Raw genomic sequence first — 23,109 nt, forward strand, 5'->3', positions numbered from 1 at the left:
CAATTCAATATGAAAAAGCCTGGAGAATACTCCAGGCTTTTTATTCACAAGACGTCAATTAGTTGCTTGGTGCAGGACAAATATCACAGTCTGCAGAAGCTGTATTCGTCGCTTGAGTATTATCGATTTTCAAGAAACCAACCGCTGTCACAGTATCACGGAAAGATTGTGTTTCTGCATTGCTAAATGCCGTTGGGATATAACTACCAGTATAAGACTGACATTGATCCGAAGCGAGTTCGATATTATCCACTACTGTCACGTCATCAGAAGCATCCTCAGGCGTACCTGAGTCATCCACCACAGAAACATTCACTAAAGTAAGTCCAGGCGTTGTGTTACATACCATTCCCGAGAAGCTCACTTCTGCAATGATACCGTTTTCAGTAAGTTTGAAGCCGCTTTCACATGATTTCGTTACACTAATCATTGGAGACAAGCTCAATGACTCACATGGATCACTTGCGGTATCACTAATGGTCGCTTGGCCACCCGGAGTCGCAGCTGCTGTGACTTTCACCGTATTAGTTAGACCATTGCTTGTACTTTCAAAACTGCCGCTGTATGAAGCACTGTCACCTGAAGCAATGGCACCTAAGCTATGTGTAGTACCTGCTTCTAAATCCTCTACAACAACATCGTAGAGCGTACCGACACCATCATTAATCACGTCGCCGCTGTATGAGTAAACGTAACCATCTTCTGTTTCATTCACGACCGCTTGATTACATGTTTTAGTGATATCAACACTACACAACTCAAAGTCACCAACCACAAAGTCTTTCAACTGAGCGGTAATACTGCTTGATGCTCTTGTTTCGGCTGCAAATGAGCTAAAACAGGTGTCTGTTTGTAGAAGTTCAGTAAGGTTTACACCACCTTCAAAGAAGGTTTCTGGAGGGAAGACATTTTCGACACCACTTTTTGGCGTATACGCCCATGGTGCAGGTGAGTCAGTTGTATTGGTTGAAGCACACACATCTTGCGCGCCTGGTGAACACAGTGCATTTGTCTTAACTTTCAAACGTAAGTTTGTCGCAGCACACTGACCATCTTGTGGATCATTGTTAGCAGCTTTAGCACAAGTTATGTCCCATTCAAGAACCAAAATTTCAGGGCCATCGTTTGCCCCTTGCAAATAATTCACCTGAATCAAAAGGTCTCCAGCAATATGTTGACCCGTGAATGTACCGTCAGGGTTCAGACCCACTGAGTCTTGATAAAACCAAAAACCTAAGAAGGCATCACCGCTGTTACCGAAACGGTCTGCACCAAAGGTGAGTACTAGATCATTGTCGATAATATATGCTGCCGCATACGCATGAAGAATGTCCCCTTTATCAAGTACCGTACCAGTCTTCCAACCAAGTTCCGGTATGTCTTTGATGTCTTTATTACCACCAGTAAAGATTGTATCCGGTGTTGCCGTGTCATTCTCAAAGCTAAATACTTGTGCTCCGCCGATGTTTGGCGGCGTTGACCAGTCATCTGGAGCACCTACTCCAGAGTCATCTATCGCATTAGCATTTGCTTCTAACTCAAACACGCCATCTGTTGGTGTTGCAAATGCAGAGCTACCTATTAGCAAGCTTGTAAATATTGCATAAAGAAAGCTCTTCATCGTATGCCAGATACCTGACTTACAAGAATTCATAACCTACTCCTTAGAACGCTTCTAAAGCTAGACGAAGGTCCCTATGTCATTAATTGCCTTTTAAGAAAAAGTGAAAGCGAGATACAACTTTCGTTTCGAGCTCGTATAACGCATAGAGCATGCCACCACTTAAGGTTATGATTTTATTAAACTAAATATTTTCAACAGCGAAGAGAATGAACAGAGTGTTCAATTTTAAAGAAAGAGAAAGAAAACAAAAGAGACAAAAAACCTACGATAACAAAGATATATACGTGTTCTAGGATAATGTTACAGACTGACACTTTATTGTTTACACCTGTGACAGATGCACAAAAGCGACGGTATTGAAACTGTCCACTATGAATATGAAATAGACGCTTACTCACCTGCCCCAACTAATGTGAAGGTGATGTGTAACACCTGTTTGCATAGTGTTACACCCTTTACACATCTAATTGAATACTCATTTAACTAAAACATATTCAGTCGTTTAGCGAATAAGTTTTAGCTCAACCATTTATGAAAATATAAACAAACTGTTCACCCCTCTGTACAAAAATAAAAAATAATCAACAAATACAAAAGGTTAAACATGGAACACTCTATGCTAGTCAACTGGCGCAGTTTAACTCTGTGAGAAAACTATCACGTATGTGGGCTCAAGGACGTAGCGAGCCCACTTACACAAGGAGGTTTTATGAAAACCATATTTAACTCTTGGTGGGGCAGTAAGAGTTACCGTTGTTCCACTTTATGTAGCCAGAATATACTTACAGCGATCAATATCAGCAGCATGTTTAAGCTGTTTACTTGGGTCATAGCGGTTAGCTTAGTGCTGAGCTCTCAAATTGTTTACGCATCCGCTGGCGACCCTTCAAGCCGAGGCGTGCAACCAATATTTGTTGAAGGGAATAACACCTGTCAACAATTACTTCCAGGGATCGATGGTTTGATAGAATACAAGCTTGAGCCAGTTACAGACGGCACTTTCGGTGATGGCATGCTTGAAGTGGTTATTGATCAACAACCTGGGGCAAAAACCTTCAGTTGGGATCAAGGTGATAGCCCTGTGATTATGCAAGCTATCTTCGTTAAAGGTGGTCCTGACGGAAACCTATATAACTACTTCACAGATGGATTATTGTATCAAGATGATGCCTTACTACATGCACCTGTGGGTAAAAACGGTAGATACTATGGCTTAAGTCATATTTCATTCTGTTACACACCAGGCGTACCAGACATTAAAATCACTAAAACTTGTACATTTGGTGATGTTGTAAATGGTAACACTTTGAAATACAACTATAAACTCACTGTAGAAAACACCGGTGACTTTGCATTGTATGATGTTGTGGCAACAGACACTACAGCCGTTGACAACGATATGGCTGCTGGTGACCATGTGTTCAATTTAGCGATGCTCGCCGTTGGACAAACGCAAGAGTTTAATGGTTCGTTTATTATTGACCAAAACGGTATCACTAACTATGCAGAAGTAAGCGCAGCACTTGAAACTGGTGGTGGTGTTGCGGTTTCTGACAACGCAGATTGGGAATGCCCAAGCCAAAACATCCCTGGTTCATTGTCTCTAGAGAAAGACTGTAGTGTCGTCGTCGTGAATCGATTTGAAGATACTGGTATTAATGAATACGGTCTTCAAGTCAATTACAGTGGTAGTGTATGTAATACCTCCAATGTCACCATTGACGGCATTGTCGTAATCGACAACAAAGACTCGAATCCAATCCAGGTTGGTATGCTTGCGCCTGCTGAGTGTTACGACTTTACTGGTAACTACGAGCCAATCCCAGGAGATGGTGAAGGCCTTCCATTACCGGGTGAAGAAGTCAGAGCGTTTACAGATACTGTGGATGCGAGTGGTGAAACTATCTTCGGTAATGTTGTCGTAGAAGCGATAACAGCGTCTGCACAATGTACGCTATGTCCAACTTGTCCAGAGCCTGTTAACTGCCCTGAATAAGGTCTACTTACAACTTAATAAAACAACGCCTGACGTTAACTCGTCAGGCGTTTTCTTTCGAACTATATCGTTCTATTTATTCTTACCTTTCCCATTGTTACCAGAGTTGCCAGAATCGCCACCAGATGAGGACTCTAACTTCACTGAGACCTGAGCGGTCGAGCTGCTTTGACCATCACCTATGGTATAGGTAAAGCTGTCGTTATTTTTGAATTTCTTCTCAGGTGTGTAACGCAGGGTGCCATCTGATAACAGCTCTAGTCGCCCCTTACTTGGTCTAGTAAAAGAAACCACGCTTGCAGAGTTTTGCTCTCCAACAACATCGTTTGCCATCACATCGATAATCACCGACTGTTTCGAAGACATAGTCACCTGATCATCAACAGCAACGAGCTCTGGTGATGGCGAGATTTCAGTAGTTACAGAGTAATTCACGGAAGCTGCGGTTTGCAGACTTGAGTCCTCCCCGTGCGTCACGATCATATTCAAAGCATAGTCTTTATCACTAGCGTCCACCGAAGATACGACTGATATCATTACTTGTCCGGTTTCACCTGCTGCTAGCGTGATTGCATTGCTGCTTGCTTTCCAACCAGTTGGCACTGACGCGTTTACAGAAAAACTGCTCGCTGAACAATCTGCACTATCTTTGTTGGTAATAGTGGCCTGATATTGAACCTCACCGCCGGCTGCAACCGAGTTGTTTGTTGCAGCTTTCGCAGTCACTGATGGAGCATTTACAGTACAAGTCCCGATATTACCGTTGTCAGAGCCGTCAAAGACAACGCTTACTTCGGCGATGCCGTTCGCTGCACTCACCAAACTCAATGTTACACCTGAGTCTGGGTCAGTATAGCTACCACCGACCGGCATAGATGGGTCAAACCAGTCATTTCGGCCAAAAACCGCACGATATTCAGAATCAGTTTTAAAGTGAAGCAGATTACTGCTGCGCCCATCGCCTTCTACAGCGCTTCGAATGATGATGCCATCCGTAACGTCCCCACGATAGAAAGAGTAAGAACGAGCATCTAAAAAGTCGTCAAACCCAATAGACTGGCGGTATTCAATGTAAAACCATTTTTTTGCACCTGTAGAGGGATCAGTACCACGAGGTACTTTTATCGTAACTGGCTGATCACTAGTCGTCTCGTAATTCGCGATGGAGTAAGTACCATTTTGAGTAACTTCCAGTGTCTTTGAAGCGTGCTCTCCCTCTAGCCATCCTAGTCGCTCGCGCTGGAAAGTATTCAAATAGCCGATGTCTGGACCACCCATTACATCATAGGTATCACCGTATTCACGCAACGTACAGTTGTCTGAAAGCGTATGCTCGCCACAATCAAGAGCACGAGAGTGATGCAAACCAAAGTTATGTCCAAGCTCATGAGCGATATTCATCGGAGAAAAATCACCATTGATGTGCGCGCGTGAAGGCATGCCATCAATAGTTGCCGATCCAGCGACACCACATGCCGTTTTTGTCATCAAGTAAACAATACGATCGTACTCTTCAAGCTTCACTCCCGCAGCGATGGCTTCTTGATCCGCTGCATCTTGAACAGCGGTAAAATCACAAACCTGATTAGACAACGGTAGATTAAACCAACCCACGACTTTCCCAGACAGCCACATTTGATCAAAAGAGCTTTCACGGTAGAAGTCATTCACTGTGCCAAAGATTAGATTATTTGCCTCTGATAAAGTTAATGGCTGCTCATTTGGGTTTTCTTTGAAGTTCAACAGGATAACCAATGTACTTTGCTGTCCCGTCGTACTTCCTGCTGCACTGGCGTAATGGATGCTCTGTAAACAAGCGAATATTACTAATAAAAATGACAACCCTTTATTTAGGGTTGTTCTATTTATTTTAATATTTTTTATCACTGCTTCACCTAATTTTAAATTAATAACTAGTTCACCTTCCCGCCAATATAAGCAGAAATGGTAGGGTAAAATAATATAAATTTTAGGCAATAAAATGCCCTAGCCTATAAAGCCAAATATGTTCCTATATACATCAACATGGTTATAAAAGGATAACCACCAAAAATATAAGAGCCGGAATCATAGCAAAGCAACCGGTCAAAATTCAACCAGAGCGATAAGTAATTTAGGTTAAGTTTGTGTAATAATAAATTTGTCCATTTTTGTCAGTTACTTAAAATAACCTTATGATTGTTTTATATGAACAACCTTTGTATTCAACAATGACTTTAATAAATCACTTGCACTACAGCTAATTTAAATCATTAAAAATCAAACAAGTAGAAATTGAACTAAAACAACCTCAATTTCATCGCATGAAATTATAACCTTTAAATTCATTAACTTAATAACGAGTCATTCGAATAATATACCTCAACAACTCTTGAGTAATATTATCCATCTTTAATTGTTAAATTTACGTTAAATTAAAGTGGTGAAAAGTTTTTGCTCACCTAGTTTTATACTCGATTAAAAGACAGACTGAGCGATACAGTGCAATATCAACTAGAGACATATAGAGAAACAAGCAGGATATATGTGCAACTTTATTTTCAATATTGAACTAAAATCACATTGATAATATAACGCTATAGATAGCAATTCAGGAAAACCAGTTAAAGGGTGATTAACTGATAATTGAGGTTGGTATTTGTACAAAAATTAATTATTCAATAATAAATGTGTATTAGAATAGTTTGACAATACCAGATAGTAAAAAACCGGCACAAGGCCGGTTTTTAGAAATAGTGGAGGCGCCTCCCGGAGTCGAACCGAGGTCCACGGATTTGCAATCCGCTGCATAGCCACTCTGCCAAGGCGCCTTTCTGATTTTGTATCTCTGATACCAAAGATTTTGATGGTGCCCCGGGCCGGACTTGAACCGGCACAGCGCGAACGCCGAGGGATTTTAAATCCCTTGTGTCTACCAATTCCACCACCAGGGCAACGCAATCATGCGATGGGTTAGACACCATCTGTCTCAGCGGCCTTTGCCGTGAGAACGAGGCGTACTTTAACGGATTAATTTATCTGGTCAACAAAAAATTAGTCTTTTTTATTCAAATGGTTAAAAAGCCAACTCAAACGAACAAAGGGCGATCATTTTGCTCACAAGAACATCAGCGTGTTTTACTCTCGTTTACTTTGCTTCATCACTTCATGTCAACGAGGAATCGACAAGTCGCACAAATTGGCAGTATGGGTATAAACTTAACTCGTACTGCAGGGGACAAATAAGCGCTCATCATGTTTCGAAAGTCATCATTTCAATTACCGCTACATACTGATTCCGAACTCGACTTCGTAGTGCCCCACTTCTTACTTACTGAATTTGATTATGCACGCTCTCTGGAACAGAGGATCGTCCAAGACTTGGATCCTGAATATACACACCAATATCGCGTCACACTGAGGCGCATACGCTCACTATGCTTGCTACTTCACGAACTGCTCCCTCCTTTTGAACTGCGTATTTTGAAACCTCATTTAAAAATAATGATGAAGAAAACAAATAAGCTGCGTGATTTGGACGTATTTATCTTGGACAAAAGCCAATACATTGAAATGCTCCCAAACCACAAATCCTCTCTTGAGCCGCTTTTTGGCTTTATAGAATCCGAACGTACTTACGAACAGGCAAAAGTTGCGCGTTGGCTAGCGACAAAAGAATACACAACGCATTGCACTTTGGTCAGGAATAGTCTGCTGCGAAGTACACAACACGAACGAGCGGATAACAACGTACCTGCGTTACTCTTCGCAAGCCAAAAAGTCTCCGAACAATTTAAAAAGGTCGACAAAGCACGGCGCAAGATCTCGGGCAAAAGTTGTGACAACGTGATTCACTCGATGAGGATAAAGTGCAAAGCGCTGCGTTATTTGTTAGAAGGGTTTTCCGCACTCTACCCTTCCCCACAGCACAAAAACAACGTGAAACAATTAAAACTATTGCAAGACAAGCTCGGTGACTTTAACGACACTTCAAGTCAAATTGAATTTTTCGCACAGCTCAAAGAGGCAGTAAACCTCAATAAACAAGATCGTAAGACCCTGAAAAAGCTGCTTAACGTGCTTAGTGAACATCACGATACTTCGCGCCAGACCATCTTAACGCACTTAGACCAATTTGAGGCTTTCATCCACGATACCAACACACAATGCCTCTACCAGCACTAACCTAGGTTCACGTATTTTTAATATTCATTAATTACAGTCAGTCGTTAGGCTCCATAAAGAAAGATAACGTGAAACCATTAAAACGATACCAATATGAGCGCTATGCCGTACTCTGTAATCTCGCCTATCCTCGCGTCTTCAGACAAACTCAATACGGATTCGATCCTAATGGGCAACGAGTCATTAGAAATGAACACGGTAAGATTATGATTCGTGTGCTCTGGAGTAAAAAACAGAGTGAAGTGGTCGTAGTGATTAAAGGCTCACACAGTATCAGTGATTGGTTGTTAAACTTCGCGATGTGGACGAGAAGCTGTCGAAGGTTGGGACTGAATTACCGCATTCACGCGGGTTTCTATCATCTTCTGTTTCAAGAAAGTTTACCGAGCCGAAATGAAGATCGGTTGGGGTTGACCGTGCTCGAGCGCCTCGAAGGTATCGTTGTACCGCTCATTCTTAGAGGAAAAAGAATCACCATTACTGGTCACTCTTCAGGTGGCGCGATTGGCAGTGTTTTTGCCGACTATATTGAGAAAAAATACCCAAAGAGCATTAAACGCGTCGTGACTTTCGGTCAGCCCGCGGTTGGAGATTGGACCTTCAAAAAACGCTACCGTTTGGGGCACAAAACTTACCGGATTTGTTGCGACATCGACATCGTGACATTCATGCCGCCAGTGCCTTTTCTCTATTGGCATGTAGGCAAAATGTTATGGTTGTATAACGGGAGAATATACGAGAATACGCCAACGTTCATTCGACTTGGACGTTCTCTATTTAGTTGGTTGATGCGACCATTCTCTTATCACTTTATGAGTAAATACATCCGCGATAAAGACTTCTTTGACGAACGCTGAGCTAAGTACCCTAAAACTATGATGTACAGGCACTAAAAAGCCGGACTCAGCCGGCTTTACGTTTTTGTGGTGAATTACAGAGAGGCAATTTCTTTTTCAAGTTGATATTTGCTATCTGTGACTATGCGCTCTAACACTTCAACGCGTCGCTTCAAGTCACCAATTTGCTTGTTAAGGTTATCTTGTTCTTCTTGGCTCATTGTATTACGTTCAGATATCTCCAAGGCTCTTACTTCTTTACGATGATTCAAGATTAACTTAATTATCCCGCCCCCAAATATGGCACCGAACACAATAGCCACAACCAATACATCAGCAATAGATTCCATTCTTCATCTTCCTCTAGATAATGCTCAAATATAAGTTACTCATTTGTTATATGAATATCAAATAACGTATTGATTCGCTGCAAAGTTTCATCAGAATTTGCCTGTTCTGTATCAAAATCACAAGAATGGATTACTCAACGCTAACCCAAACCGAGACAGATCCACCATTTACAGGGAACTCAGCCCACCCGTTCGCATCTGTCCAAACGTCCTCAGTTCGGATGCCCAACTTGTCGACATAGCGTGTACTTGGCTTGCCCGTATACATCCACTTCGAGCCACCTGGTCCATCGCTCATGATCACTGCCATTGAATGTGGATGTTCTGCATCGCCCTCGCGAGTCCAGCCAATTACATCCCAATGGTCAAGATAAGAATGTTGTTTGCCATACGCATAGTCTTTACGCAGTGTTACGAGCTCTTCGATGTAAGGCACTTTGACCATATTGATGTCATGCCCTTTATCACTGTACTGCGCGCCGTAGTAATCTGCATAAAACACAGATGGATAACCTTCTTCACGCAATAAGATAAACGCGTAAGCGAGCGGCTTAAACCACCAATCGACCGTCGACTCCAACGCCTGCAAAGGTTGAGTATCATGGTTTTCTACTAAGGTTACCGCTTTGACTGGATTGTCCTTCATCAGCGTACCATCCATGATTTGACGCATATCGTAGCTACCACCCGATTTAGACGCATTGTAGAAGTTCATATGTAACGGTGCGTCGAATAGAGACATGCTGCCAGAAGTTTTGGTGATAAAGTTATGCAGCTGATTCACATCGTAGTTCCAGTACTCTCCGACCGTGAATAGTTCTTTCCCTGTTTTCCAACGTAGGTGATCAATCCATTCTTGAAGATATTGATATTTGATGTGCTTCACCGCATCCATTCTAAAGCCATCAACACCAGTCATGTTGATGTACCACTCACCCCAATCTTTCAGTTCTTGTTTAACTTCAGGATGATCCATGTCCAAGTCAGCATACATAAGGTAGTCGTAATTCCCCTTTTCAGAACTGACTTCCCAATCCCATGCCTTACCTTCACCTTTGAATTTAAAAATGGCTTTTTCTTTACCTGCATCGTCCCAGTCCACGCCATCAAAATGGTACCAAGTCCAATGGAAGTTAGAGTACTTGTCGTTGCGTCCAGGGAAATCAAACTCCACCCACGCTTCAATCCATTTATCACCAAGTTCAATGTTGCGGTTGTTCCAATCTACCCGCTTAGTATCAACCCAAGATTTCCCATCCGCACCACCACGGTGGTTAAACACCACGTCACCATAAACCTGGATATTGTTATTGTGAGCGGCATTGATAGCACTAAGGTACTGATCTTTTGTGCCATATTTGGTGCGCACTGATCCTTTTTGATCAAACTCCCCCAAATCGTACATGTCATAAACGCCGTAGCCGACATCATTACTGCCACCCGCTCCTTTGTATGCAGGTGGTAGCCAGAGCGCTGTGAATCCGTTTTCTGCTAGCGTTGGAGCGTTATTTTCCACTTGAGTCCACAGTGTGCCATCGTTAGGCACATACCAATGGAAATACTGCATCATTGTGCCATTCTCAGCAGCCAATGCAGATGAACTTAGCAGCAAGGTTAAAGGTAAAATAGTGCGTTTTAATTTAAATGTTTTCATTATTTTTCTCTCACGTTAAGGACTAAAATCCTCCTTTCTGCTCATACACACCAAGCATTGCCAACGGTCACGCTAGTCAAGTTGCTGCCTGTGATACAAAAAGTTCGGATTACAATCGAAGAGAAATTAGCACCAATCACCCTATACAATTATTGAGTTATTTAACATTTATAAAATCAATGACTAGTGCATTGAAAATATTGAATGGTGATCAAAACATGGGAGGAATTTAGAGAAGCGTGAACAGTATAGAATGATGGATTTAAAACGAAGAAAGCCAGTCATTTAAGACTGGCTTTCGAAATAGTGGAGGCGCCTCCCGGAGTCGAACCGAGGTCCACGGATTTGCAATCCGCTGCATAGCCACTCTGCCAAGGCGCCTTTCTGATTTTTATATCTCTGTTACCAAAGATGTTGATGGTGCCCCGGGCCGGACTTGAACCGGCACAGCGCGAACGCCGAGGGATTTTAAATCCCTTGTGTCTACCAATTCCACCACCAGGGCAACGCAATCATGCGATGGGTTAGACACCATCTGTCTCAGCGACCTTTGCCGTGAGAACGAGGCGTACTTTAACGGATTAATTTATCTGGTCAACAATAAATTTTATCTTTTTGATTTAAGTGCTTAAAAAGCGATCCAGACGGTACAATTGGCATTCAATTAGGCCAAGAAACACTCGTTAGCTTTCATCAACTTTAAATCACACACATGTTGATGCCCGTAACTGCTTAGCTTGTAAACGCCTGACTAACGCGGATCGTAGTCACCACTCTCTTCAGCTCGGTAACATCTGTAACAATTGGAGTCCCTACTCTTGGCACTATTTCACACGAAATATCATATTTTGTTACCGATAACTTTGCATCGAATGTGGTCGTACCTTTATAAAATCATTGACATTTTTTATTTTCAAAAAAAGCTCAATTCATTATCGAAAATATCAATAAATAATGATAGCTTACACTCGTTGCAGTAATTTAATGGACATATATCACATATAAGGACGTGGTTTACTTTGGCGACACACCATAAGAAAAACAAGGTATATCACTAATGTCTATCAAGAATCTTTCTATAGCGAAAAAGATATCGCTATCGTTTTTACTCATTGCCATCGTCAACATTGCGTTTGGCGTATTTTTATCTACAGAGCTCAAAAGCATTAAATCTGAGCTTTTAAACTATACCGATGATACGCTTCCTGCTATGGAAAGAGTAGATTCGATCCGAGATCACTTGTCTCGCTGGCGCCGTGCTCAGTTTGCGACATACACTTATGAAGACGCAGACCAAATCAGAAACAAAATTGCCAGCAACATTCGCGAACGTGAAAAGATCAGCAAAGAGCTCGATTCTTACGGTGAAACGATTTGGCCTGGTGAAGAGCAACAAACTTACCAGCGCCTTATGCGTCAGTGGAAAAAGTACTTGGTCACTATGGATCAGTACAACGAAGCGATGCTAGCCAACGACAAAAGCAAGGCCCACCCTATTTTGGCGAACTCTTTACCTGCTTTCGAAGCGGTTGACTCTGAGCTCGGTGAACTGATCCGTCTACTTAAAAATGCTATGGACAGTAACAAAACTCATATTCTTTCTTCTGTAAATGGATTGAGTAACTCGTCAATTGCAAGCAACGTGATTATTCTGCTTATCATGGTAGGCATGACGTACGTGCTGACACGCCTTATTTGTGGCCCACTAAAACTTGTTGTCGAGCAAGCAAATGCCATCGCAACAGGTGACCTATCAAACGACATCGATCGTAAAGCCATCGGCAATGACGAGCTAGGTGAGCTGGCAGATGCGACCACTAAGATGCAAGATGACTTACGCCAAGTTATCGATAACGTGATTGCTGCAGTTACTCAGTTAAGCAGCGCTGTCGAAGAGATGAATCAAATCTCCGATATTTCTGCGTCTGGTATGAAAGATCAACAGCTGCAAATTACGCACATCGCAACAGCAATGACAGAAATGAAAGCGGCCGTAGCCGATGTTGCTCGTAACACTGAAGACTCAGCGAACCAAGCTAACGAAGCAAACCGTCGTACACAACATGGTGTTCGTGAAACGCAAGGCATGGTTGACGCGATTCATGAAGTTTCAAACGTAATTGGTGCTGCGGGCGATACTGTGGCAGAGCTTGAACAGCAATCGAATAAAATTAACGTGATCGTGGATGTTATCCGCGACATCGCCGATCAAACCAACCTACTTGCGCTTAATGCAGCCATTGAAGCTGCGCGTGCTGGTGAGTCTGGTCGCGGTTTTGCCGTGGTTGCGGACGAGGTTCGAACGCTTGCAGGCCGTACGCAAGATTCAACCAGCGAAATTACGTCGATCATTGAACAGCTACAATCGCTTGCAAAAGACGCGAAATCTGCGACAGAACTTTCTAGAACCAGTATCTCAGAGTGTGCAGAGCAAGGCATTCAATCAAAACAGCTGATGAGCGACATTGAACACTCGATTTCTGATATCTCAGACATGGGCACCCAAATCGCCACGGCTTGTAACCAGCAAGACTCTGTTGCAGAAGAGCTTAACCGCAGCATTGAAAACATACACTTGGCATCTCAAGAAGTATCACAGGGCTCAGAGCAAACCGCACAGGCTTGTCGTGAGCTAAGCCAGCTGTCAATTTCTCTTAAAGATGTAATGAGCCGCTTTAAACTGAGTTAAACTCAGTGGATACCTTAGTTGATATTGAATCAACCTCGATTTGCGCAAATTGAGTGCAATCACTGAGATATATTTAGGTATATTGAATCATGATCTTCAAAAACGCTCCAAAGCACTACTTGGAGCGTTTTACTTCGTCAGGTACTTTCCCCAAGTACTCAATAACATAACCAATACAAAAAACGCGTACGGAGACTTTATGCGCTTAAATAAAACCTTACTATCACTGACTATCGCTGCTGCAACCGTTGCTCCTGCGATGCAAGCTACTGCTGCCCCTCTTCAAATTAGCAACACTGTAGTAAAAGCAGAGCAAGTTCAAGGCGCTAACGCTTGGCTGGAAATAAACTTAGGTCAATTCCGCGATAATATTGAGCAGTTCAAGTCGCACATGGATGGCAAAACGAAAATCTGCGCCGTGATGAAAGCCGACGCATACGGTAATGGCATCGCGGGCCTGATGCCGACTATTATCGAACAACAAATCCCTTGCGTTGCCGTTGCAAGTAACGCCGAAGCACAGACCGTTCGCGACAGTGGCTTTAAAGGTCAACTTATGCGTGTACGCTCGGCGGATATTGGCGAGATCGAAGCTGCAATCGACTTAAATATTGAAGAGCTGATTGGTACTGCAGAGCAAGCCAAAGCACTGTCTAAGCTAGCAGAGAAAGCGGATAAAGAAATCAAAGTTCACCTTGCTCTTAACGACGGTGGTATGGGACGAAATGGCGTTGATATGACAACAAAAGCGGGCAAGCAAGAAGCGCTAGAAATCGCTCAACAAGCTGGCGTTAATATTGTTGGCATCATGACTCATTTCCCTAACTACAATGCAGACGAAGTTCGTCAAAAGTTATCTTCGTTCAAAGACAGCTCTGCATGGCTGATTAAAGAAGCGGGCCTAAAACGCGAAGATATTTTGCTGCACGTGGCCAACTCTTACACTGCACTTAATGTTCCTGAAGCACAGCTTGATATGGTTCGTCCTGGTGGCGTTTTATACGGTGATCTGCCAACCAACCCTGAGTACCCTTCTATCGTGTCTTTCAAAACACGCGTGGCATCCGTTCACCACCTGCCAAAAAATAGCACTGTCGGTTACGACAGCAGCTACAAAACGAGCAAAGAAAGCCTAATGGCGAACATTCCTGTTGGTTACTCTGATGGCTACCCACGAAAAATGGGCAATACGGCAGAAGTACTGATCAATGGCCAACGAGCAAAAGTGGCAGGTGTGGCTTCAATGAACACCACCATGGTTGATATTACAGGTATCAAAGATGTTGAGCCTGGTTCTGAAGTTGTACTGTTTGGCTCTCAGCAAGGCAAAACGATTTCGGCAGCAGAAATGGAAAAACATGCAGAGGTCATCTTCCCAGAACTATACACGGTTTGGGGTACTGCGAACCCTCGTGTCTACGTAAAATAAACCCTTTCAGTTATTCGTAACAGAACGAAAAAGCGAGCCTCGTGCTCGCTTTCCTACTCATATACTTATAATCTTGTAGCAATCCGTGCTCTTCTCAATTGAACAGAGCTTGCTATTTGCGTTGCGTTACTTTCCTTGAGCCCTAGCAAGTGACAAACCCTCTAAACCCTTCACCTTAAAATCGTTCAGGTATACTTGTTTTTTATATAGCACTTAGTGTTTGAAAGCCCTTTCAATTGATGTTAAACATGAAGTTTACAAAAGAATAACAAACGCATTCATATGGCACTGCCCTTTTTGCCTGCTGGCTAGGTATCTCTATGACAGAAAATACTCAACATCTTCAGCGTTCCTCATCAGAGTTGCACGAATTTACTCGGGTCGACGTGTGGAACGGTTTCACCCAACTTTTACCTCTGTCCATGTTTGTGGTCATATTTGGCCTCGCATTCGGTGTTGCCGCCGTACAAACTGGACTAGATGTATTTCCCACTATGTTGATGAGCACACTGGTCTTCGCCGGTGCTTCACAATTTGCCACGCTAGAAATGTGGGGAGCAGAAGTACCTCTGATTCCAGTGCTTATTACTGTATTTGCTATTAATGCTCGTCACCTCTTGATGGGCGCTACGCTTTATCCATGGTTACGACAACTCCCACCGACAAAACGTTACGGTGTAATGCTAGTAGCATCAGACGCGAACTGGGCAATGGCACTCAATGCATTTGGTAGAAAAGAACCAGGTTTTGGCTTGCTTGTTGGTGGCGGCTTAGCGATGTGGTCGTTTTGGATTGTTGGCACCTGGATCGGCATTTATTTTGGTAACGCAATCAAAGACCCGGTGGGCCTCGGGCTCGATATGGTTATGGGATGCTTCCTGCTGTCTATGGTGGTGGCAGGGCCGAAAGACTTGAGAATCTTTGCGATTTGGGCCACAGCAGCAGCCTCTTCTATGTTGGCGTACTGGTATTTACCAGAGAATAGCCACGTAGTAGTTGGCACCATTACTGGCGGAGTCTTGGGTGCTTGTTGGAAGGAGAAAAAAGCATGAACATCGAAACGAGCGTAGGTGGCACACTGCTTGTCATCATCGCTATGGCGTTAGTCACGCTCATAACCCGCTGGGGCGGAGTGTATGTTATGTCATTTATTCCAATTAGCGAGCGGGTTCAACGTTTCATCACTGCGATGTCAGGTTCCGTATTGGTTGCCCTTTTAGCCCCACTAGCGGTTGAGGGTGATTACGGTGCTAGAGCAGCACTTTTTTCTACTGCTGTCGTCATGTTCATCGTGAAAAAGCCTCTGCCCGCAATTGCAGCTGGCATCATCGCAGCCGCCGCGGTACGCGCTATTTAACCGTTGTTTCGACGCCAATACCAGTCATCAATAAAAAGCCCCAAAACACGAAGCCCTGATGTCACGAGTGCCATCAGGGCTTATCTTATGCTCATTATTTTAACGATGATCAACGATATTAATCACGGTGAGATAGCAAATTACGCACAGCAGTTACAATTGCGCTTATATTTGTCCATTTTGCCAATACCAGGGTTAAAGGTGTTGGTTGGATCTAGCTCGTGGTAAAACTTCTGCAGCGAATTTTCAGCTTCGTACAAGTGACCCACATTATGTTCTGCTGGGTATTTAGCACCACGGCTATTGAGGTGTTCTAACATCAGCTTTTTCATCAACTTCGTGTCGGTCCCTTTTTTGAAAATGTAATCTTGATGGAATACATAGCACATAAAGTGACCATAATAGAGCGCTTGAACAAGGTTCTTACTCACCGCTTCCGGTAAAGTTTCTAGCCACTCTTCATCATTACGTCGCAAAGCGATATCAAGTGCAACGATGTCTTCTACGTCTTTTCGGTGAATCGTCTCGTAACGAATTGCTGCACCTGCTGCTGCAAAGCGATGTAAATAAGCTTTTTTACCCTCTTCCGGCGTACACTCGAAGAAATCACAGTCGTCTTCAACAGCCCAAACTTCTTTGAGGTATTTTTGCGCTTCAGCAATACCACCATCACTCATTTTCAATACCAGGTGATGCTCATACTTGTCACGGAAATCCAGCATTCGTTCTGGTAAATGTTGTGGGAACAACTTACTCGCGTAGTACAAAATGGTATCCGGCAGGTATTTACTAACAAACGGGACGCGCTCTAAGAAATTTTCTACTTTAGCTTTAAGTGCAAACATTTTTGGCAGCTTATCTGTGCCTAATAAGTTGATGGATAAGAAGACATCTTTGCCGTACTTCTCTGCCATGTTGAAGATATCTCGATGCAAGTATTCTCCCATCTCAGGCAAGTTCTCAAACGTAGATAAGAAATCTTTTCGCAGCTTCGTCAGTTTCGCAGGATCATTGGTGCCAAGGTAAAAAACCTGCTCTTTTTCGGGTACTGGGTAGCTATCAACTCGAACGGCGAAAACACCCAATTTGCCAGCGCAGCCACTGGCTTCAAATAATCGACGTTCATCGGCATTAAAGCGAGAAGGAATGTCAGAAGTCACGTCTCGAACACGTTCATCGTATTCTTTGTCTGATGCCATTCGCTCGTCATGAATGATCTTCGCTGGGTCAAAGTTTCCTTCTTGCAGGTTTGTCAGAATTTCTTCTGGCGTTTCACCTAACCCTTCAATACCAAGGTGGTTAACCAGGTGTAATTGGCCTTGCTTATCGACCTGCGCATAGATCGCCAGTTCGGTGTAAGCAGGACCACGCTTGACTAACGCACCGCCTGAGTTATTGGCGATACCACCAACCACAGTGGCACCTAATGATGAAGAACCGATGATAGAGTGCGGCGCTCGGTTCACCGCCTTCAATTCTTTTTCCAATGAGTGCAAACTTGCACCAGGCAAGCATACCGCCTGCTTACCGCCATCTAATAAGTGAATCTTCTTGATTTTGGTAATATTGATCACAACCACATCACGGTCATAATCATTACCACTTGGAGCTGAGCCTTCTGTTAAACCTGTTTTGGCAGCCTGCATAATAATAATGCAGTTTGCTTCAACGCACTGTTTAATGATCTTCCATTGTTCTACAAGAGTATTAGGAAACACGATAGCAAGCGCAGTGCCACTACCTGAGCGAAAACCCGAGCGGTAGTATTTTGTTTTAACCTCGTCGGTTAGGACATTTTCTTCCCCAACGATAGTTTTAAATTCGTCAATCAGCTGCTTTTGTTTCATATCCGTATCTCTAGTTATTGTACTTCGCTCACATCACCGTTTAGTGACGGTAATGGGCGTTTGAGCCACTATAAGCAGTCCATTTCTCGGCGTCTATGTCAGGCAGGCGAGCAACACTTAACCAATAGACAACAAACAAAATAATTCTTTTATTTTTCTGTCACTTATCTTTCACATTCGGAAAATTTAACGCAAGAAACAGACCGTTTCTTAAAAGAAACAATAGCAAAACCATTTGTTAACAGTTGTGCGCAGCATCTTGTTATCAATATTAGTGATAAAACAAGGAGAAAGCTTAAGCTTCTAAATTTATAAGAATTATTAGAAATGAAGATGGAAACAATAACTCAACACCAACATAACGATTGGTGTTGAGTTATTGTCTTAAAATCGATGATTTTGACTTTGAAAGCTGGTGTATAGATGATCAATGAAGATCTTAATTTTTTCTGGTTGTTGACGAGTGTAAGGATACACTGCATAAATACCCAAACATTTGGCGGTTTCGTCTTTGAACAATTGAATCAGGCGGCCTTGCTTTAAGTCTTCATAAACCAAGACACGCGGCACATAGATGATTCCCTGCCCTAACAGCGCCACATTTCTCAATACAGAAGAATTGTTGGTACAGAGGTTACCGTCGACGGTGATTTGATATACCTCGTCTCCCTCTTTAAACGCCCACTCATGCGCTCCGGTTTCTTGGTAGGAATAGACTAAACAATTGTGTTTATCCAAGGCTTGAGGTTGTTTAGGTATGCCATGTTTAGCCAGGTATTGGGGTGACGCGCAAATAATCCAATTCGCATCCACCAGCTTTCTTGCGATCAGGCTAGAATCTGGCAACACTCCCGTTCGAATGGCCAAATCAAAGCGTTCATTCACAATATCGACAAAACGATTATCAAGATCCATGTCGATATTGATGTCAGGGTATTTCTGATTAAACTCATTGATCACTTGAGGAAGAATTAACTCACCAGAGATAGTGGGTACAGAAACTTTAATGTTTCCAGATAAATTCTTACCCAACCCCACAATGGATTCTTCTGCCGTTGCCACCGCTTGATAAACGGCTTTTGCATGAGTAAAGAACGCTCGCCCTGCCTCCGTCAACGTTAACGTTCGCGTTGTTCGATATAGAAGCTGTACACCAAGCTCTTGCTCAAGCTTCGCGATGCGTTTACTGACAACCGATTTGGTCAATGACATGTGTCTTGCTGCAGCGCTAAATGAGCCTTGCTCGATCAGGTGATAGAAAATGATGTAATCGTCGGTATTTCTCATGCGTCTTCGTCAAATCCTTTGGAGACCGACATTGTAAACGGATATTGGTCAATCTGCGAAATATCGGGTCACACTTAACAGCATAACTCGCGAAAGAAACAAGGGTTATACCCACAGTTCAAGAAATTGAGATGGCGTAAATTTATCAATATTCAGATACAAAAAAACCAGCTTTCGCTGGTTTTAAGTTGATGCACTTGGCATCGAGATACCGCAATTGCCATATCTGAATAGCTTGGAGCGACACACGAGGTTCGAACTCGTGACCTCAACCTTGGCAAGGTTGCGCTCTACCAACTGAGCTAGTGTCGCATTGATTCTCGAAAGCCATTCGCTCTCAAAGAATAATGGAGGCGCCTCCCGGAGTCGAACCGAGGTCCACGGATTTGCAATCCGCTGCATAGCCACTCTGCCAAGGCGCCTTTTTTACTTCGCTTCAGGGCTCTTCCCCGTTGCGTTGGTGGCTACTTTACGGATTGAGAGAAGATAGTCAAACAAAAATCTTTCATTTTCTGTTTGTTTGATTTCTTTTAAGCCAATTAGACCAAAGTTCGATCTTATCGGCTTAAAACGAAGCAATATAAATCTAGCTTTCTGTACGTTTTACTCAATAGAATTTCAATTCACTTAATAATTACCGACCCGTTTAAGCAACCTGCCCACAACATTAGGATGATAAGACCACGTGTGATCAAACATCGACATCAATGCTGGGTTTCCGTATTTAGATAGGCTGATCGCGTGAAAACGGTTTTTCTTCGCTTTAAGCGCATCCACTTTGGCAAGCAACTCGTCTTGTTGTTTTGGCGCGATAAAGTCGGAAATGACCACCATATCGGCATTTTTGTACTTATCACCGCTCATCAAGTCGATAGATTTGATCAAAGTTGGCTCTAAGTCTGTACCACCATGGAAGCTATAAGTTAAAAAGTCCGCCGCCTCGCGCAGACCATCTTGTTTGGTTAGCTCGTACGTAATGTGTTCCGTCGAAAAAATAATGACATAGCAGTCACGTTGCTCCCCTAATGCGATTTGCATCAGAGCATAAGCCATGGCTTTGGCGCATTGCTCAGGAAACCCGCTCATGGAGCCGGACGCGTCCACACACACAATAAACGGTCCTTTTTCGATATCTACCGCTTTGTTGTCAGGTCGGTGAGCTTTAACTTTACGTAACGTGCGCGATTTGCCTTGTGTACGGTAGTTCATAAGTCGTTTATCGACTAAGTGTTTATAGAACACGACCTCTAGTTCAGGATACGCCAAAAACATCGTTTCGTTGGGAAGTAGCTTATTTAAATCATCGCTTTCGTGAATGCCGACAATATCATCTGTCGCTTCATCACTCTTCTCTTCGATCATTTGTAGCTCTTCAGTAGGCGCGCGGTTAAGTTCGGGATCATTCACTTGCTCCGCCATACGGCCAAGTTGCTCGGCTATTTCTTGCAAGCCTTGGTGCTTCTTCAGAAACTCCGCATGGCGTTTCATCACTGTTAAGTCAGTTTTGCTCAACTTGGCAGATGCCATATCCCATAAGCGCCCTACACTTTCAGCATCACCCGACTCCGTGACCTTATCCATATTACGCATGGTCTCCATACGCTGATACAGGTCATTCAGCACTTTCTCTTTATTGGCCTCAAGCTCGCTTACTTGCGCTTGCTTAATCGCATCGGCTAGGCTTTGGTACCATTGATCACAGAAGTAATGTGGGAACATGGGATTATTCATCCCCTTGTTCTTCTCCATCATTCGGCGAGCCTGCATATAAAAAGCGGAGTGCCACTCAAGCTTTTTAATCACATCTTCGATGTTTTCGAAAAACGCCTCTTCATCCCAGTGAATGACCTCTTGATATAAAGACAGCTCTTGTTGGAAACGCTCTGTCTCACATACCTTGGTAATCCGTTTTTTAACACTGCCCCTCCACTTTAATAAGTGGCCTTTGACTGAAGATTTAACGCCTCGGTTTTCTGCCATCATCATGACTTGTGAACGAGCCATTAAATCATTAACTGCACTATCGATGATGCCAGAGTCGGCTACCATCAGCGCGAGGTTAAGTCCGTCTGCACCTAGCATGTCGTCTCCTTATGAGAAAAACTGATGTAAGTTTTTAAAGCGTTGGATAACTTTTTCGCTTTCAGCTTGGATAGACTCAAGTCTCTGACTGACCTGCTGCAGACTCGACTCCATTAGGCGTGGTAATTCAGGATCAACAAAGCTATGCGGAAGCGCATCATGGAAATTCGCTTTTACCTTGCGCATATGGTGCTCTGCTTCACTGAGTTGATTTACGGCTTTTTCACTCTGCGTTAACCACTTTTGGTAAAGCTCTACATCCAAGCCCTCTTGAGTCACTAAGCTCACCAGAATGCCTCGGTTTGCGATATCACGGATAACTAGGTTATTTGCGGCATCAACATCAAATCGTAAACGACACATGTTGGTGTTTTGATTGACGTAGCCATACACATCACCGTGTCCCTCTTTGATGACTCGGTCTAGTTCATCTTTTGGCACGTAAACCCAGCGGCTATCGCCTTTCTCTGACTCTGAAACCGACATGTTGCTTTGCAAAATAACCAGTTTAACTAAGTTAACGGCTGCGCCAACTTTGTAGGTCTTAGCTTTAGAGGTATCAAAACGCATGGTTTCTTTGCGCAGAATACCCGTTGCCGCTTCAGACGTTAACGTCATGCGGTAGGCATCTTCAAGCTCATGCTGAACATCGACCAAAGACTCGCGACAGTATTCAATTTCCTGTTCGGCGTCTTGTTGGTCAAATGCATGTTTTAGGGCGAACTCTTGGACCACTTCGCGTACCACGTCTCGCGATTCAGGGCTGTTCCATAAACAATCTTGCAGCAACAGTAGATCAAGTGGGTTGATTTCATCGCGTCCATTAAAAAACGCGCTCGCTTTTAGCAATTTCACGGCTTTCTTCCAGCGGCGGTCAGACACATACATGTCGGTATTAGCGACATCGCCAAACTGAGCTTCGACTTTGCTTTCTAACATCGTTTTAAGCTGGAAAAGCTTCTCGAATGCATTATCGGTTAACGTCAGCTTGTCGAGCTGCTGTTGCCATTGATGATATTCTTCATCTGTTATTGCTAGCCCTTCTGGCACTTGTGCCTCTTGTGACGTGCCTACCGTCAACATCGACTTAAAGTTTTGTTTATTCTGAATTCGATTCACAAACACGCGCACCAACATGCGGTCATAGAGTGCATCCAAACCGCTGTCTTCATCTGGCAGTTCATTGGACGCCGATACCAACAAACGCATTGGCACACGCTCAATATCGCTGCCATTTTTGAACGTTTTCTCATTGACCACTGTCAGCAATGTATTCAGAATGGCGGGGCCCGCCTTCCAGATTTCATCTAAAAATACGACTTGTGCGGTTGGCAAATACCCTTTAGTTAAGCGAACATAACGACCGTTATCTTTGAGTTCTTGAATACTCAGTGGCCCAAAAACTTCTTCAGGTGTTGAGAATCGAGTCATCAGGTATTCAAAGTAACTGCTATTATCGAACGCTTGGATAAGTCGCTTGGCAATTAAGCTTTTTGCAATGCCAGGTGGGCCTAAAAGAAAAACACTTTCACCAGCAAGTGCCGCAAGGAGGCAGAGCTTGATGGTATGTTCGCGTTCATAAACGCCATCCGTTAACGCTTTAGCCAACTTGTTGATGCGTTCTGAGAGAAGCGCTTTTTCGGCATTTGAGGCAAATAAGGTTTGTGTCATACGTTCTCCGGCTGCTGAACTGGTATTGCGTTAACATTTTTATACACTTGTTATAACTTTGTTACAAATGTATTTTGTTGAATTCCCCTTATAGCAGATGCTTACACCCTTCTTTAGCAAGCA

15 protein-coding genes and 6 tRNA genes are annotated in these 23,109 nt (G+C 43.3%); 7 read left to right on the forward strand and 14 right to left on the reverse strand.

Going from position 1 to position 23,109, the window contains the following annotated elements:
* Nucleotides 1-58: 58 nt before the first annotated feature.
* Entirely contained in the window at nt 59-1,654 is a 1,596-nt protein-coding gene (locus P4S59_RS21315) for a DUF11 domain-containing protein (RefSeq protein ID WP_337169013.1), read from the reverse strand.
* 679 nt (nt 1,655-2,333) lie between these two features.
* On the opposite strand from P4S59_RS21315, the gene P4S59_RS21320 reads away from it, so the two are divergent.
* On the forward strand, nt 2,334-3,620 hold the full coding sequence (locus P4S59_RS21320) for a hypothetical protein (RefSeq protein ID WP_337169014.1): 1,287 nt from the start codon (nt 2,334-2,336) through the stop codon (nt 3,618-3,620).
* A 72-nt stretch (nt 3,621-3,692) separates the two neighbouring features.
* On the opposite strand, the gene P4S59_RS21325 is transcribed toward P4S59_RS21320, so the two are convergent.
* From P4S59_RS21325 to P4S59_RS21335, 3 genes are all read right to left on the reverse strand, one after another.
* Nucleotides 3,693-5,375, reverse strand: coding sequence for an Ig-like domain-containing protein (locus tag P4S59_RS21325; protein ID WP_337169211.1), 1,683 nt, complete (start codon nt 5,373-5,375; stop codon nt 3,693-3,695).
* 981 nt (nt 5,376-6,356) lie between these two features.
* Nucleotides 6,357-6,430, reverse strand: a tRNA-Cys gene (locus P4S59_RS21330).
* A gap of 36 nt (nt 6,431-6,466) precedes the next feature.
* Nucleotides 6,467-6,553: transfer RNA gene (locus tag P4S59_RS21335), tRNA-Leu, on the reverse strand.
* 301 nt (nt 6,554-6,854) lie between these two features.
* On the opposite strand from P4S59_RS21335, the gene P4S59_RS21340 reads away from it, so the two are divergent.
* Together P4S59_RS21340 and P4S59_RS21345 are read left to right on the forward strand one after the other, a co-directional pair.
* Nucleotides 6,855-7,784, forward strand: a complete 930-nt coding sequence (locus P4S59_RS21340) for a CHAD domain-containing protein (protein WP_085343762.1) — start codon at nt 6,855-6,857, stop codon at nt 7,782-7,784.
* Nucleotides 7,785-7,852: 68 nt separating this feature from the next.
* On the forward strand, nt 7,853-8,641 hold the full coding sequence (locus P4S59_RS21345) for a lipase family protein (protein WP_053808369.1): 789 nt from the start codon (nt 7,853-7,855) through the stop codon (nt 8,639-8,641).
* 74 nt (nt 8,642-8,715) lie between these two features.
* On the opposite strand, the gene P4S59_RS21350 is transcribed toward P4S59_RS21345, so the two are convergent.
* The 4 genes from P4S59_RS21350 to P4S59_RS21365 all read right to left on the reverse strand — a co-directional run bounded on the left by P4S59_RS21350 (nt 8,716) and on the right by P4S59_RS21365 (nt 11,129).
* Nucleotides 8,716-8,970 carry a hypothetical protein gene (locus P4S59_RS21350; protein WP_012842214.1) on the reverse strand — a complete coding sequence of 85 codons (255 nt, stop codon included), beginning with the start codon at nt 8,968-8,970 and terminating at the stop codon, nt 8,716-8,718.
* A gap of 130 nt (nt 8,971-9,100) precedes the next feature.
* Nucleotides 9,101-10,624, reverse strand: a complete 1,524-nt coding sequence (gene amyS, locus P4S59_RS21355; RefSeq protein WP_085343761.1) for an alpha-amylase — start codon at nt 10,622-10,624, stop codon at nt 9,101-9,103.
* A gap of 307 nt (nt 10,625-10,931) precedes the next feature.
* A tRNA-Cys gene (locus tag P4S59_RS21360) sits at nt 10,932-11,005 on the reverse strand.
* A gap of 37 nt (nt 11,006-11,042) precedes the next feature.
* Nucleotides 11,043-11,129 (reverse strand) — tRNA-Leu (locus tag P4S59_RS21365).
* Nucleotides 11,130-11,681: 552 nt separating this feature from the next.
* Between P4S59_RS21365 and P4S59_RS21370 the strand changes: the two genes are divergently transcribed.
* The 4 genes from P4S59_RS21370 to P4S59_RS21385 all read left to right on the forward strand — a co-directional run bounded on the left by P4S59_RS21370 (nt 11,682) and on the right by P4S59_RS21385 (nt 16,099).
* Nucleotides 11,682-13,313: a methyl-accepting chemotaxis protein gene (locus P4S59_RS21370; RefSeq protein WP_012842212.1), complete on the forward strand. Its 1,632-nt coding sequence runs from the start codon at nt 11,682-11,684 to the stop codon at nt 13,311-13,313.
* A 199-nt stretch (nt 13,314-13,512) separates the two neighbouring features.
* Complete coding sequence (gene alr, locus P4S59_RS21375; RefSeq protein WP_256952389.1) at nt 13,513-14,742, forward strand: alanine racemase; 1,230 nt, start codon at nt 13,513-13,515, stop codon at nt 14,740-14,742.
* Nucleotides 14,743-15,062: 320 nt separating this feature from the next.
* A complete protein-coding gene (locus P4S59_RS21380; protein ID WP_337169015.1) occupies nt 15,063-15,794 on the forward strand; it encodes an AzlC family ABC transporter permease in 732 nt (243 codons plus the stop codon).
* Nucleotides 15,791-16,099, forward strand: a complete 309-nt coding sequence (locus P4S59_RS21385) for an AzlD family protein (protein WP_337169016.1) — start codon at nt 15,791-15,793, stop codon at nt 16,097-16,099. Before P4S59_RS21380 ends, P4S59_RS21385 begins: the two co-directional genes overlap by 4 nt.
* A 140-nt stretch (nt 16,100-16,239) precedes the next feature.
* On the opposite strand, the gene dld is transcribed toward P4S59_RS21385, so the two are convergent.
* The 6 genes from dld to P4S59_RS21415 form a co-directional block, all read right to left on the reverse strand.
* Nucleotides 16,240-17,946 (reverse strand): D-lactate dehydrogenase, encoded by a 1,707-nt coding sequence (gene dld, locus P4S59_RS21390; protein WP_337169017.1) that lies wholly within the window; start codon nt 17,944-17,946, stop codon nt 16,240-16,242.
* A 384-nt stretch (nt 17,947-18,330) separates the two neighbouring features.
* Nucleotides 18,331-19,233, reverse strand: a complete 903-nt coding sequence (locus P4S59_RS21395) for a LysR family transcriptional regulator (RefSeq protein WP_258507476.1) — start codon at nt 19,231-19,233, stop codon at nt 18,331-18,333.
* 236 nt (nt 19,234-19,469) lie between these two features.
* Nucleotides 19,470-19,545, reverse strand: a tRNA-Gly gene (locus P4S59_RS21400).
* A 36-nt stretch (nt 19,546-19,581) separates the two neighbouring features.
* Nucleotides 19,582-19,655: transfer RNA gene (locus P4S59_RS21405), tRNA-Cys, on the reverse strand.
* Between the two features lie 205 nt (nt 19,656-19,860).
* Nucleotides 19,861-21,315 carry an ATPase RavA stimulator ViaA gene (gene viaA / locus P4S59_RS21410; RefSeq protein ID WP_337169018.1) on the reverse strand — a complete coding sequence of 485 codons (1,455 nt, stop codon included), beginning with the start codon at nt 21,313-21,315 and terminating at the stop codon, nt 19,861-19,863.
* Between the two features lie 9 nt (nt 21,316-21,324).
* Entirely contained in the window at nt 21,325-22,986 is a 1,662-nt protein-coding gene (locus P4S59_RS21415) for an ATPase RavA domain-containing protein (RefSeq protein WP_005396405.1), read from the reverse strand.
* Nucleotides 22,987-23,109: the final 123 nt, after the last annotated feature.

The organism is Vibrio sp. M60_M70 (genome assembly GCF_037162085.1).
GTDB lineage: Bacteria > Pseudomonadota > Gammaproteobacteria > Enterobacterales > Vibrionaceae > Vibrio > Vibrio diabolicus.

Excerpts from the sequence above, each read along its gene's own strand:
- P4S59_RS21380 (WP_337169015.1), top strand. The coding sequence starts at position 15,063 with ATGACAGAAAATACTCAACATCTTCAGCGTTCCTCATCAGAGTTGCAC.
- amyS (WP_085343761.1), bottom strand. The coding sequence starts at position 10,624 with ATGAAAACATTTAAATTAAAACGCACTATTTTACCTTTAACCTTGCTG.
- alr (WP_256952389.1), top strand. The coding sequence starts at position 13,513 with ATGCGCTTAAATAAAACCTTACTATCACTGACTATCGCTGCTGCAACC.
- P4S59_RS21340 (WP_085343762.1), top strand. The coding sequence starts at position 6,855 with ATGTTTCGAAAGTCATCATTTCAATTACCGCTACATACTGATTCCGAA.
- P4S59_RS21350 (WP_012842214.1), bottom strand. The coding sequence starts at position 8,970 with ATGGAATCTATTGCTGATGTATTGGTTGTGGCTATTGTGTTCGGTGCC.
- viaA (WP_337169018.1), bottom strand. The coding sequence starts at position 21,315 with ATGCTAGGTGCAGACGGACTTAACCTCGCGCTGATGGTAGCCGACTCT.
- dld (WP_337169017.1), bottom strand. The coding sequence starts at position 17,946 with ATGAAACAAAAGCAGCTGATTGACGAATTTAAAACTATCGTTGGGGAA.
- P4S59_RS21315 (WP_337169013.1), bottom strand. The coding sequence starts at position 1,654 with ATGAATTCTTGTAAGTCAGGTATCTGGCATACGATGAAGAGCTTTCTT.
- P4S59_RS21385 (WP_337169016.1), top strand. The coding sequence starts at position 15,791 with ATGAACATCGAAACGAGCGTAGGTGGCACACTGCTTGTCATCATCGCT.
- P4S59_RS21320 (WP_337169014.1), top strand. The coding sequence starts at position 2,334 with ATGAAAACCATATTTAACTCTTGGTGGGGCAGTAAGAGTTACCGTTGT.
- P4S59_RS21415 (WP_005396405.1), bottom strand. The coding sequence starts at position 22,986 with ATGACACAAACCTTATTTGCCTCAAATGCCGAAAAAGCGCTTCTCTCA.
- P4S59_RS21370 (WP_012842212.1), top strand. The coding sequence starts at position 11,682 with ATGTCTATCAAGAATCTTTCTATAGCGAAAAAGATATCGCTATCGTTT.
- P4S59_RS21395 (WP_258507476.1), bottom strand. The coding sequence starts at position 19,233 with ATGAGAAATACCGACGATTACATCATTTTCTATCACCTGATCGAGCAA.